At 49.9% G+C, this 13,681-nt stretch carries 10 protein-coding genes; 9 read left to right on the top strand and 1 reads right to left on the bottom strand.

Features of this window, described 5'->3' with window-relative positions; genetic code table 11:
* Nucleotides 1-16: 16 nt before the first annotated feature.
* From cysS to AC2YIT_RS21795, 3 genes are read left to right on the top strand one after another with little or no spacing between them, the layout of a single operon-like run.
* Nucleotides 17-1,519 (top strand): cysteine--tRNA ligase, encoded by a 1,503-nt coding sequence (cysS, locus tag AC2YIT_RS21805; RefSeq protein ID WP_487280589.1) that lies wholly within the window; start codon nucleotides 17-19, stop codon nucleotides 1,517-1,519.
* 2 nt (nucleotides 1,520-1,521) lie between these two features.
* Complete coding sequence (locus AC2YIT_RS21800; protein ID WP_487280588.1) at nucleotides 1,522-2,031, top strand: DUF192 domain-containing protein; 510 nt, start codon at nucleotides 1,522-1,524, stop codon at nucleotides 2,029-2,031.
* Nucleotides 2,015-3,049: a M28 family peptidase gene (locus tag AC2YIT_RS21795; RefSeq protein WP_487280587.1), complete on the top strand. Its 1,035-nt coding sequence runs from the start codon at nucleotides 2,015-2,017 to the stop codon at nucleotides 3,047-3,049. The genes AC2YIT_RS21800 and AC2YIT_RS21795 overlap by 17 nt, the downstream gene beginning before the upstream one ends.
* A gap of 216 nt (nucleotides 3,050-3,265) precedes the next feature.
* Here AC2YIT_RS21795 and pbpC read toward each other — a convergent pair whose 3' ends face one another.
* Nucleotides 3,266-5,566 carry a penicillin-binding protein 1C gene (pbpC, locus tag AC2YIT_RS21790; RefSeq protein WP_487280586.1) on the bottom strand — a complete coding sequence of 767 codons (2,301 nt, stop codon included), beginning with the start codon at nucleotides 5,564-5,566 and terminating at the stop codon, nucleotides 3,266-3,268.
* 165 nt (nucleotides 5,567-5,731) lie between these two features.
* Between pbpC and glpK the strand changes: the two genes are divergently transcribed.
* From glpK to AC2YIT_RS21760, 6 genes are all read left to right on the top strand, one after another.
* Complete coding sequence (gene glpK, locus AC2YIT_RS21785; protein ID WP_487280585.1) at nucleotides 5,732-7,231, top strand: glycerol kinase GlpK; 1,500 nt, start codon at nucleotides 5,732-5,734, stop codon at nucleotides 7,229-7,231.
* Nucleotides 7,232-7,518: 287 nt separating this feature from the next.
* Nucleotides 7,519-8,328, top strand: a complete 810-nt coding sequence (locus tag AC2YIT_RS21780; RefSeq protein WP_430850732.1) for an exonuclease domain-containing protein — start codon at nucleotides 7,519-7,521, stop codon at nucleotides 8,326-8,328.
* 120 nt (nucleotides 8,329-8,448) lie between these two features.
* On the top strand, nucleotides 8,449-8,784 hold the full coding sequence (gene nuoK, locus AC2YIT_RS21775) for an NADH-quinone oxidoreductase subunit NuoK (protein ID WP_374755665.1): 336 nt from the start codon (nucleotides 8,449-8,451) through the stop codon (nucleotides 8,782-8,784).
* Nucleotides 8,785-8,837: 53 nt separating this feature from the next.
* Entirely contained in the window at nucleotides 8,838-10,757 is a 1,920-nt protein-coding gene (gene nuoL, locus AC2YIT_RS21770) for an NADH-quinone oxidoreductase subunit L (protein WP_487280584.1), read from the top strand.
* Nucleotides 10,758-10,811: 54 nt separating this feature from the next.
* Complete coding sequence (locus tag AC2YIT_RS21765) at nucleotides 10,812-12,260, top strand: complex I subunit 4 family protein (protein WP_487280583.1); 1,449 nt, start codon at nucleotides 10,812-10,814, stop codon at nucleotides 12,258-12,260.
* A gap of 9 nt (nucleotides 12,261-12,269) precedes the next feature.
* Nucleotides 12,270-13,664 (top strand): NADH-quinone oxidoreductase subunit N, encoded by a 1,395-nt coding sequence (locus AC2YIT_RS21760; protein WP_487280582.1) that lies wholly within the window; start codon nucleotides 12,270-12,272, stop codon nucleotides 13,662-13,664.
* The last annotated feature ends 17 nt before the right edge of the window (nucleotides 13,665-13,681 follow it).

Here is a 13,681-nt window from a genome sequence, read left to right as displayed (position 1 = left end):
AAAGTACAACATATAAATGACCGCACAAACTTTCCAGCCACTTAAAATATTCAATACGCTTACCCGTAAAAAGGATGTTTTCGTTCCCATTGCCCCTCCCTATGTCGGCATGTATGTGTGCGGGCCGACGGTCTATAACAATGTGCATTTGGGCAACATCCGCACATTTCTCTCATTCGATATCCTGTTCCGCTACCTGACGCACATCGGTTATAAGGTGCGTTACGTCCGCAACATTACCGACGTAGGCCACCTTGTGGGCGACGGCGATGCGGGTGAGGACAAAATCGGGAAGATGGCGAAGCTGCAAAAACTGGAACCGATGGAGATCGTGCAACGGTATACGAATGATTTCCATGAAGTTACTGCCATATTCAACCTGCTTTCCCCGAGCATCGAGCCTACTGCGACCGGGCATTTGATCGAGCAGATCGAAGCGGTGCAGACGTTGATTGACAAGGGAGTAGCCTACGAATCCAATGGCTCGGTTTATTTTGATATCAACAAATACCAGGCAGGCGGCAACGAGTACGGCAAGCTTTCGGGCCGCATTATCGAGGACTTGCTGAACGAGACCCGCGAGCTCGACGGACAAGCCGAAAAGCGTAACCCGCTTGATTTCGCATTGTGGAAAAAAGCCAATCCGGAGCATATTATGCAATGGGAATCACCCTGGGGCAAAGGCTTTCCCGGCTGGCATTTGGAGTGTACATGCATGAGTGCCAAATATTTAGGCAAACAGTTTGATATTCACGGCGGCGGAATGGACCTTAAATTTCCTCACCACGAATGCGAGATTGCACAAGGTAAATCGCTGACCGATGAGGAGCCTGTCCGGTATTGGATGCATACCAACATGCTGACCGTCAACGGCCAGAAAATGTCGAAGTCGCTCGGGAACTCATTCCTGCCTTCCGAACTGTTTTCAGGAAACCATGAGCTCCTCGACCAGGCTTACAGCCCGATGACTGTACGGTTCTTCATGCTGCAAAGCCAATACCGCAGCACGCTCGATTTCTCAAACGACGCATTGAAAGCGGCTCAAAAAGGGTACAAAAAACTCGCTAACGGCCTGCGCATTGCAAAAATGCTCACGTATACACATGAGGATGGCGTAAATGCGGACGAAGCGAAAAAAGCGGACATCGAAAAATCGATCGAAGGCTTTTACAATGCTATGAACGACGACCTCAATACGGCCGTAGCATTTGCGAATCTTTTCAACATGCTGAAATACATCAATATGCTGAATATGGGTCAATTGAAATCGGCCGCATTGGGAGAAGCAGTATTTACTTCGTTAAAGGAAAAGTTCGTTGTATTCTTCGAGGATGTGCTCGGCTTGAAAGAAGAGCTCGCCGAAGGCCACGCGATCCTCGACGGCATGCTGAAACTGTACCGCGAATTTAAACTGTCGCAGAACTACGAAAAAGTCGACGAAATCCGTTCTTACTTCAAAAATCAGGGGCTGGTGATCCGCGATACCAAGACCAGGATCGACTGGGCATACGAGGAATAGTCATGAAAAAACGGCAGTCGGTTTTTGCATTCATATTGCTGGGTGTGTTTTTGTTGGGCGGCGTGGCGTATTTCATCGCATCGTTTTCGGACAAAAGCATGCCTGCCGAAACATCTGCCCCAGCCGTACCAACCCCGGTTTTTAATAAGGAAGGCGAGGTAACCTTCCTGAAAAAGGGCAAACCTTTCAAAAAAATCGAGGTTGAAATTGCCGAAAACGAAGCTGAACGAAACAAAGGCCTGATGTTCCGTTCTTACCTGCCTGATTCGGTAGGTATGCTTTTCATTTTTGAACAGCCCGACGAACATTCATTCTGGATGAAGAATACATCCATTCCGCTGGACATCATATATGTAGGCCCGGATAAAAAAATCATTTCAATTGCAGAAAACACCCAACCGTATTCGGAAGAAGCTATTCCGCCGTACGGTCTGGTACAATATGTGGTGGAGGTCAATGGAGGTTTTACCAAGCAAAACAATATTCAATCAGGAGATGTCATTTCTTTCTAAGAAACTGTTTTTTAAGCGCTTACCCATCGCATTAGCGATCATTGCCGGCATTTACGGGTGCAACAGCAACACCAGTTCCGAACAAACGGCGGAACAGGCCCCACCCGCATTGGTTAAAAGCGCGGATTTCAATGCCGACAGCGCATTTCAATTTGTACAGAAGCAGGTTGATTTCGGCCCACGCGTGCCGGGGACCCCGCAACACAAAGCTTGCGGCGATTACCTTGTTGCCAGCTTGAAGAAATATGGATTGCAGGTAAGCGAACAAACTTTTAAGGACACCACTTTTGACGGCAAGATTGTCAACGGCCGCAATATCATCGGCTCGCTCAATCCGGCTGCTGCCAAACGGATACTCCTGGCGGCCCACTGGGATTCGCGACCATTCTCGGACCAGGATTCGGTTTTGAAAAACAAGCCCGTGTTGGCCGCAAACGACGGCGCGAGTGGCGTGGGAATTCTGCTGGAAGTAGCCCGTACACTATCGGTTCAATCTGCCAAACCGGAGATTGGCGTCGATATCATTTTCTTCGACCTCGAAGACTGGGGCAGTTCCGAATCGGAGGAAACCAAAATGGAACATAGTGGTTTCTGCCTTGGCTCGCAGTATTGGGCCGCCAACAAGCATATTCCTAATTATACTGCCTATTTCGGTATTCTCCTGGATATGGCTGGCGCAAAAGGGGCCACATTCTTTAAGGAAGCCTATTCACTACAGCTCGCCAGTGATGTCGTACGGCAGGTTTGGGCAACAGCCAGCCGTCTTGGTTACAGCAACTATTTCATCGATGAGGCCGGCCCGGGCATTACCGACGACCACGTCCCTGTAAACCAGGTGGCACATATCCCGATGATCGACATCATCCATACACGGCCCAACAATATGAGCAAAACGTTCTTCGACCAGTGGCACACTACCCACGACACCATGGAAAACATCGATCCGAAAACGTTGAAGGCAGTCGGCCAAACGCTCGTTCAGGTGCTATACCAGGAGGCGCAGGATCAGCCGCTGTAATGTGGTCAGTGTGGTCAGGTGTTGTTAGGTATAGTCATGAGTTGTCAAGTTTTGTCATTGATAGTCAGGAATTGTCATTGGTAGTCATTGATTAAACCATCAGTAACCGCCATTCCTGTCTAATCTTAACAACACCTGGCAACACTTGACTATACTTGACTATACCTGACAACACTTGACTACTTCTGACCGCACCTGACCACGATCAACCCGCACCTACAAGCGTTTGACAACAATCCAAACGTCGGAGTTTCGCCCCTTATCATCACTGCACGAAATTTTGACACGCCCCAGCGGCGGGCTTAGAAAGACGCTTTCCTGTGGCGGCGATTTTTGGTATAACTTATCATTGACATACCAGTAAACCTCCTGAACATCATTGGCAGCCTGGCAAGCCAGCTGGATTTCCTGCGGCTCGTCTTTACGGATATAATACTCGCTTCCGTCATTCGGACTCACGATCAGTGGCGCACCGTCATGAAAAACCCGCTCGCATCGCGGATTATGAGGGGGTATTTTCTGGTAGGGCAGTTTTTGAAGCTCATAAAAGGCGATCAGCTCCGGCGCCAAATTCGGATAGGCTCTTCTTTCAAAACCCTTTTCAGGAAGGCAATAGGTACAATACGACATCTTCCCCGCCGCATCGGTAAAAACCCAGCGCATGTGCTGGCATTTGCGGTAGGCCGATGTACCTACGATGTATTGATCGGACACCTGATGATCGCAGAAATCCGACGGAATATCGCCGCTCACGGGGCACACATTACGGAGCGAGATATTGGCCGGCGATTTGTACCAGCCCTTCGGCGAATTGTAATCCAATGCATTGAATATCGAAAACAGTAGCGGCGTGGCTGTGTTGGCGCCGCTCAACTCGGCAACGCCTTCTCCCGAAAAGTTACCGACCCACACTCCTACCGTATACCGCCGGTTATAGCCAATGCTCCATGCATCCCTTTTCCCGTATGAAGTACCGGTTTTCCAGGCAATGCGTGGCAAATGATACGTGTTATCAAAATTAGTGGGCAAATCGGGGCGGGTAATCTGCGTGAGAATGTTGGTAGTGAGAAATGTCGCTTCTTCCGACAATATCGGGGTTCCTTTTTTATCCAAAACATCCCCGCCGCTTAGCCGAAGGCTACGGAGCTTTCCCTCATTGGCAAATGCGGCAAAAAGCCTTGTCAGTTCCTCCAAAGTCACGCCGCAGCCTCCCAGTATCATCGAAAGTCCCAGGTCTTTGGCTTGCTTGTCTACCGTCTTGAAACCTGCTTTCCGCAGTTTCGCAATCAGGGCAGGTGTACCAATGTCCTTTAAAACCTTCACCGCCGGGATATTCAGCGAATTGGCTAATGCAAATTCCGTGGTAACTGCGCCATTGAAATGCTTATCGAAGTTTTCAGGTTCGTATCCATTGAAATTTCCCGGAACATCGTTCAAAACCGATTTCGGGGTAATGATACCCGCGTCAAATGCAGTGGCATATAACAATGGTTTCAGAGTACTTCCCGGCGAACGTACAGCACGCACCCCGTCCACCTGTCCTCCGTCGAACGGATTATTAAAGTCGGCCGAGCCCACATAAGCTTCCACTTCCATCGTTTCATTGTTCACGACCAGCACTGCAGCATTGTGGATATTCATCAACTGCCGCCGGTTGATATAGTTCCTCACCTGCTCCTCGATCTGGCTTTGCGCTTGCAGATTGAGGTTGGTACGGATCACCGGCTCGTGGGGATATTGCTGCCGCAGTCGTATCGAAAGGTGCGGAGCCAGGCGGGGGGTTTGGAGCCGGCGGATGTTCAAAGGCTCATCCATTGCGTCCTGGATTACGGTATGGTCGAATAAATCATCTTCCTGAAACCGTTTCAGCCAGGTGTTCCTCGCGTTGCGCAGTGCGTCGTTACGTGTACCCGGGCGCAGGCCCGACGGGCGGTTGGGCACAATCGTAAGTGCGGTAATTTCGGCGAGGCTCAAAAGCTGCGGCGCTTTCCCGAAATAGAGCAGCGAGGCCGCTTTAATACCCTCGATATTACCACCATAAGGGACGAGGTTTACATAAAATTGAAGGATCTCTTCTTTGGAATAATGTATTTCGAGCTGGAATGCATGCCACATTTCGACTGCCTTATTCCAATAGGTCCGCGGACGCGGGTCCATCAGACGCACCACTTGCATGGTAATGGTAGATGCCCCGGAAGTCCTTCTTCCCGAAAACACATTCCTGACAGCCGCACGTACCACGGCGAACGGATTCACCCCCGGATGGTAGTAAAAATATTGGTCTTCCTTATGAATGAGCGTTTTCCGGAGTAGCGGAGTGATTTCGTTCACATTCGAATAGAGCCGCCATTTATCTTCCTTACTTAAAAATGCATGAATTACCCGCCCCTTCTGGTCCGTGATTTGCGTCGCATAATGAATTTCAGGACGGAAGGGAAAAGCCAGATCAAGCACGAAAAGCAGGAGTATGAGGCCGATTAATGCCAATAATGCTTTTTTGACCTTACTGTTTTTCATAGGAGGATGCGCTGTGACCCGATAGCGCTGCAATATAATACAGCCAACGCCGACGAACGGTTTTAGCGTCTCCCGTTCAATAAAATTGCCCGCGCATTTGTCCTGATCGGTTAATTTTCCCTATTTACTTGCTTTACTACAAATAAAATCAATCATAATACCATTATGTCCAAATACATTGCCGCCATTGATCAGGGAACTACCAGCACACGCTGCATACTTTTCAACCATCAGGGGAATATCGTTTCCGTAGGGCAAAAAGAGCACGAGCAGATTTACCCGCGTCCGGGCTGGGTAGAACATAACCCCACCGAAATCTGGAAAAACACCCTGGAAGTGATCGCTCTGGCGCGCATTCACGTGTCGGCACACGCTTCGGACATTGCGGCTGTGGGCATTACCAACCAGCGCGAAACGACAGTCGTCTGGAACAAACGCACCGGCAAGCCCTATTACAATGCATTGGTTTGGCAGGATACGCGCACCACTGAGCTCGTGGCGAAATATGAAAAGGAAGGCGGCCTCAACCAGTTTCGTGAGATTACCGGCCTGCCGGTTTCTACCTATTTCAGTGGTTTAAAACTGAAATGGCTCCTGGAAAATGTGGAAGGCATGCGCGAGGACGCTGAAAAGGGAGAAGCGATCTTTGGCAACATGGATACATTCCTGATCTGGCACCTTACGGGCGGCACGCAGGGTGGCATTCACGTGACCGACGTCACCAATGCCAGCCGTACGCAACTCATGAATTTACGGACGCTGCAATGGGACAAATCGATGCTCGCCGCTTACAATATCCCTGAAATCATGCTGCCGGCCATCAAAAGCAGCAGTGAAATATATGGTTACACCACCCACGAAGTACTTCCCGGTGTTCCCGTTGCCGGCGACCTCGGCGACCAGCACGCCGCATTGGTAGGCCAAACGTGCTTCGAACCCGGCATGGCCAAGAATACCTACGGTACTGGCTGTTTCCTCGTAATGAACACAGGTACCGAGCTAAAAACTTCTGAAAACGGCCTGCTTACCACCATTTCCTACAAATTCGGTGACCAGCCGGTGCAATATGCATTGGAAGGCAGCGTCGCAGTAACCGGCGCTCTGGTACAATGGCTCCGCGATAACCTGGGCCTGATCCAGAACAGCAGCGACATCGAACCACTCGCCCAAACCGTGGAAGACAATGGCGGCGCCTATTTCGTACCTGCATTCTCGGGCCTGTACGCCCCCTACTGGCGCAACGACGCGCGCGGCGTCATCGCAGGCCTTACACGCTACGTAAACAAAGGCCACATTGCCCGCGCCGTGCTCGAAGCAACTGCTTACCAGACCGTAGACGTAGTAAAAGCCATGGAGCAGGATTCCGGCATCCAACTCGCCAGCCTGCGCGTGGATGGGGGTATGGTGCATAACCAACTGCTCATGCAGTTCCAATCCGATATTCTCGATACGCAGGTTGTGTCCCCGGCCGTTGCTGAAACCACCGCGTTAGGTGCAGCCTACGCCGCCGGATTAGCCGTCGGCTACTGGAAAAGCACGGAAGATTTGAAGAAAAACTGGGCCATCGCCCACACCTGGAACCCGAACATGGCCGAGGAAAAGCGCAATACTTACTACAAAGGCTGGAAAAAGGCAGTTACCAAGTCGTATGACTGGATTGAATAGCGCAAGTTGTTTCGTATTGTCAGGTGTGGTCATTAATAGTCAAGAGTGGTCAGGTATTGTCATTTATAGTCGCGAGAGGAGAATTTGCCTAAAAATTCTTCAAAATCACCCCGACAATTCCTCACTACAAATAACAATACTTGACCACTCCTGACCACAAGTGACAACACCTGACAACCTACTGACCACAAATGACTCTTCTTTATAATGTATATAAACAAGCCCATTCCTTGTGCTATCACGCGGTTCACCTTAACTTCGCGGTGCCAAATCAACCTCAGTAACCCATGCATACCCTCCATCTGAAAAAGCCCCTTGCTTTTTTTGATCTTGAGACAACAGGAGTAAATATTGTCCGCGACCGCATTGTAGAGATTTCCGTTGTCAAAGCATTGGTGAATGGCGAAACCGAGATCCGCACGCGGAGGATCAATCCTGAAATGCCTATCCCGCTGGAAAGCAGCCTTATTCACGGCATTTACGACGAGGATGTAAAAGATGCCCCCACATTTAAAAGTATTGCCAAAAACCTGGCATCGTTCCTTGAAGGATGCGATCTGGCAGGTTTCAACAGCAACCGTTTCGATATTCCGATGCTCGTGGAAGAGTTCCTGCGCGTGGGTGTGGATTTCGACATTAAAAACCGTCGGATGGTGGACGTGCAGCGCATTTACCACATGATGGAGCCGCGGAACCTGAGTGCCGCTTACAAGTTCTATTGCGGCAAAACGCTTGACAATGCACACAGCGCCGAGGCCGATACCATCGCGACTTTCGAAGTGCTGCAAGGGCAAATCGCAAAATACGAAGGTGTTACGATCACCGATGCGCACGGCAAGGTTACCGAACCGGTGAAAAACGACGTGGCCGTGCTGCACGAGCTGACCGCTTCCAAAATCGTGGATTTCGCGGGGCGTATGGTATTCAACGACAAAGGCGAAGAGGTATTCAACTTTGGCAAGCACAATGGCAAGCGTGTGACCGACATCCTGAAAAACGAACCATCGTTCTTCGACTGGATGATGAAAGGCGAGTTTCCGCTCGACACCAAACGTAAATTGACGGAGATTAAATTAAGGGGATTGACCCAACGCTGACATAATCTTACCTCAGGTTTGAGTAAGTAGTAATTATGTCTATTTTTGCCAGAAATCTATTTTTGACTATTTTAACCGGATATCCCATTAGGTAAACCTGCTATGATCCCAAACCCCACCATGCCAGAGGTTAACATACCAGCGGTTATTCAACATATCCCACTTCAAAGCTACCTAATTCTCAGCACCTTACTATTTGTGATCGGCATTATCGGCGTGCTTACACGCAGGAACGCCATTATCATATTTATGTCGATTGAATTGATGCTGAACGCTGCTAACTTGCTGCTGATCGCATTCTCTTCCTATCGGTCCGATCCTTCCGCACAGGTTTTTGTATTCTTCATTATGGCGGTAGCTGCCGCCGAAGTAGCCGTCGGGCTGGCCATTATCGTAATGATTTACCGCAACACCAGAAATACGGACATCGGGTTCCTGAACAAGCTGAAATGGTAATTACCGGCGCATAACCGGTACACAATCAAGAGATTAAAGATTAAAAAATAGACATGTCTGCATCATTACTCATCCTGATTCCGCTGCTGCCGCTCGCCGGCTTTCTGATCAACGGGCTCGGATTTCCCAATATTCCAAAAGGCGCAGTCGGCATTATCGGAACGTTGGCGGTTGTGGCCAGTTTCGTGCTGTCGGTCATGACGTTCAATGCATTCGTTGCTTCCGGCAATCAGCCGTTCATCGTACCGCTTTTCGACTGGATCACGGTCGGCGACCTTAATATCCCGTTCTCGTTCCAGGTAGATCAGCTGTCGCTGCTCATGCTGATGATCATCACTGGCGTAGGCTCGCTGATCCACATTTATTCGATTGGCTACATGCACAACGACTCGGGTTTCGGCAAGTTTTTCGCTTACCTGAACCTGTTTTTGTTTTTCATGCTCCTGCTGGTGCTCGGTTCGAACTACGTGATCATGTTCATCGGTTGGGAAGGTGTGGGACTTTGCTCTTACCTGCTCATCGGTTTCTGGAACAAGAACACCAACTACAACAATGCTGCCCGTAAGGCATTCATTATGAACCGCGTGGGTGACCTAGGTTTTCTCCTGGGTATCTTCACAATTATCGCCACATTCGGTTCCGTCGAATATTCGGAGGTTTTCAGCAAAGCAGCTGCGGGCTTCCAGGTGGGCGATCCGGTGATCATTACCATTACCTTGTTCCTCTTTGTAGGTGCAATGGGTAAATCGGCGCAAATTCCTTTGTACACCTGGCTTCCCGATGCGATGGCTGGTCCTACGCCTGTATCCGCGCTCATTCACGCAGCTACGATGGTTACCGCGGGTATTTACATGGTGATCCGCTCCAACGTGCTCTATTCACTCGCGCCTTCGACGCTCGAAATCGTGGGTATTATCGGTGGTGCTACCGCGTTGTTTGCCGCTTCTATCGGCCTTTTGCAAAACGATATCAAGAAAGTACTGGCCTACTCTACCGTGAGCCAGCTCGGCTATATGTTCATGGGTCTGGGCGCGATGGCCTATTCGGCGTCGATGTTCCACGTGATTACCCACGCATTCTTCAAAGCATTGCTTTTCCTCGGTGCCGGTAGCGTGATCCACGCCATGTCCGACGAGCAGGATATCCGTTCAATGGGCGGTCTCCGCAAGAAATTGCCTGTTACATTTCTGACTTTCCTCATCGCCACGATCGCGATCTCCGGTATCCCGCCATTTGCAGGTTTCTTCTCCAAAGATGAAATCCTTGCACATGTTTTTGAACACAACAAAATCCTGTGGGTAATCGGTGTGCTGGGCTCGATCATGACTTCCTTTTATATGTTCCGCCTGTTGTTCCTGACATTCTTCGGGACCTTCCGCGGCACGCACGAGCAGGAACACCATCTGCACGAATCACCTGCTTCCATGACGGTACCTTTGATCATCCTCGCCATTCTTTCGGCAGTGGGTGGTTTCATCGGCGTTCCCGAAGCGTTGCACGGCTCACACCAGCTGGCGCAGTTCATGAGCCCGTTGTATGATCTGGCTAAAACTGCCAATCCGGCCGCATTCGAACATACTTCCCTTTCACATTCAGAAGAATATTTGCTGATGGCCATTTCGGTAGCCGCAGCATTGATTTCCGCGATCGCCGCTTATGTGATGTATGTGCAAAAGGGCGCGGTACCAGCACCGGATTCGGAAGAAAAATCAGGCTTGCAGCGTGCGGTTTATAACAAATACTATGTCGACGAACTGTACGATGCGGTATTTGTGAAACCCATCAAAACACTTTCCAACGTCTTGTACAGCTTCGGCGAGATCTTTATCGACCTGATTATCGATGCATTCGTAAAACTCGTGAGCCTGGGAGCTAAACTATTGAGAAAAACACAAACCGGCTCCACCGGCGAATACGTGTTCGCAATGGTGATCGGCATTGTGGTCATATTATTCTGGAAGTTGTTACTCTGATCCGATCATTCATCAATCCGTTTCCTATTAGTTTCGGACCGTCGACTTGAAAATATGCTTACTCTTCTTTTAATACTTTTACCAATAGCGGCAGGCGTTATCACCCTCCTGGCCGGCGAACGCATGGCGAAGCAGCTGGCGCTGGTTGGCGGCCTGACATCATTGGGCATCGCTATTTTTACCTGGCTGCAATTCGACCCAGCGGCAGGTTCCCAGTTCGGATTTAAATATGCCTGGCTAGCCTCGGGAGGCATTTCCTTCGCTGCGGGTATCGACGGTATCAGCATGCTTCTGGTATTGCTTACCACGTTCCTGACACCGCTAATCATCCTTTCGGCATTTAAAAACGAATACAAAAACCCTGCAGCATTCTATTCGCTCATCCTATTTATGGAAGCGGCGCTGATCGGCGTTTTCACTGCAACTGACGCGTTCCTGTTCTACCTGTTCTTCGAAGCCGCATTGATCCCCGTTTACTTTCTGGCGGCGATCTGGGGCGGAGAGAACCGCATCAAGGTCACATTCAAATTCTTCATTTATACGATCTTCGGTAGCTTGTTCATGTTTGTGGCGCTGGTTTACCTGTATTACCAGACTCCCGGCGAACACACTTCTGAAATCTCCGCATTCTACCAACTGCAACTGAGTCCGGCAGCCCAAGGCTACCTTTTCTGGGCATTCTTCATTGCATTTGCCATTAAAATGCCGCTTTTCCCTTTCCATACCTGGCAGCCGGATACTTACACCGAGTCGCCTACCGCGGCTACAATGCTGTTATCAGGTATTATGCTTAAAATGGGGGTTTACGGTCTGATCCGCCTGCTGCTGCCGATCGTGCCATTGGGCATGGAGCAATGGGGCTTCCTGGCGATGATCCTTTCGGTGATCGGTATCATCTACGGTTCCATCATCGCAATCCAGCAGAGCGACATGAAAACGCTCATCGCATACTCGTCTTTCGCGCACGTGGGACTGATGGCGGCCGGTGTATTCTCGTCTTCATTGAATGGCTTGCAAGGCGCATTGATCCAGATGCTCGCACACGGTATCAACGTGATCGGCCTTTTCTTCATCGTCGACATTATTTATTCAAGAACCAAAACCCGCTACCTCGACCAACTCGGGGGCATTACCCAAAGCACGCCGCATTTGAGCGTGTATTTCATGGTGTTGCTACTCGGCAGCGTGGCATTGCCGCTTACCAACGGTTTTGTGGGTGAATTCCTGTTGCTTTCAAGTGTATTCCAATACAAAGGCTGGCTCGGTGCCGTAGCTGGTCTGACGATCATTCTCGGTTCGGTATACATGCTCCGTCTTTTCCAGAAATCCATGTTCGGGCCGAAATCGAAATGGGTGGAAGGCTTCCAGGACCTTACTGCCAGCGAGCGCGCCGTATTGCTGCCGCTGATCGTCATGGTATTCTGGATCGGTATTTACCCAAGCACATTCCTGAAAATAACAGAGCCTGCTGTAAACCAATTGTTGCAACTGGTCAATAACTAAGTTAAGAATATGTATCCCATTATATTGTTGTCGGTTTTTGGAGTATTAACGCTCTTTCTGGGCTTTTCGAAATCCAAGAACATCCTCCTGCCCTCCACCCTGCTTTTCCTCATCCTCGCGCTGGGAAGCAACTTCATCGAATGGGGCAAAGGGCCGTTCCTGTACTTCTACGACATGCTCCGGGTGGACAACCTCACGCTCGCGTTCAACGGGATCGTATTGCTTTCCGCATTTATGATCGTCGCAATCTCGGGTGGCTTCCAGGACAATGCAGACGCCGAGCCGGCTGAATATTATGGATTGATGCTTTTCTCGCTCGTGGGCGCCATTATGATGATCGGTTTCGATCACCTGATTATGCTCTTCATTGGTGTTGAGATCCTTTCAGTAGCCATGTACGTGCTCACAGGGAGCAATAAACGCAACCTGCGCTCCAACGAGGCTGCATTGAAATACCTTTTAATGGGTGCATTCGCAACCGGCTTCATGCTTTTCGGTATGACATTGCTGTATGGCGCAACCGGCTCGTTCCAGCTCGTCGCGATCCAGGGCTTTGCGTCGAATATGTCCGCCGCTTCGCAATCCTACATTTTCTACGCAGGGTTGCTATTGCTACTGATCGGTATGCTTTTCAAAGTATCCGCAGCTCCGTTCCATTTCTGGACGCCGGACGTATACGAAGGCGCACCTACTATTTTCACGACCTTCATGTCGACGATCGTGAAAACTGCCGGTTTTGCGGCACTATTCCGTTTGTTGAATCACACATTCGCGATCTATAACTTCTGGTGGATCGTGATCGCGGCCATCGCAGTACTTACGCTGCTCGTGGGCAACATCGGTGCTACCAGTCAGAACAGCTTCAAAAGAATGCTTGCCTACTCGGGTATCTCGCATGCAGGTTACCTGCTGATCGCACTAACGGCCCTGAGCAAGCCTACTCAAAACGCCATTATCTTTTACTCTCTCGCCTACTCCTTATCGACCATCGCTGCATTCGGTGTGCTGATGCTCGTTTCAAAGGAGAAAACGATCGAAGGCCAGCCCAACGAACGCTACGAAGCATTCAATGGTCTGGCCAAACAAAACCCATTGCTGGCTTTCGTACTGGCGGTATCCATGCTTTCGCTGGCTGGTATCCCGCTCACGGCCGGGTTCTGGGGTAAATTCTTCATTTTCACGAGCGCAGCGGAGCGCGGCATTATCTGGATTACTGTGATCGCCGTTCTGATGTCGACCGTCGGTATTTACTACTATTTCCGGGTGATTATCTCTTCTTACTTCAAGGAAGGGGATACCGTTAAGATCCGCGTGGCGCCGTTTTACCAGATCATCCTGGTGTTGGCTACATTCCTGACAATCCTATTCGGTCTGGCACCGGGTATCTTCGAGAAATTGATTTAAAAACTTACAAATAATAC

It is taken from the genome of Dyadobacter sp. SRI_021 (genome assembly GCF_057586235.1).
Note: the sequence above shows the minus strand (reverse complement) of the source record. Positions and strands in the feature narration are given on the sequence as shown.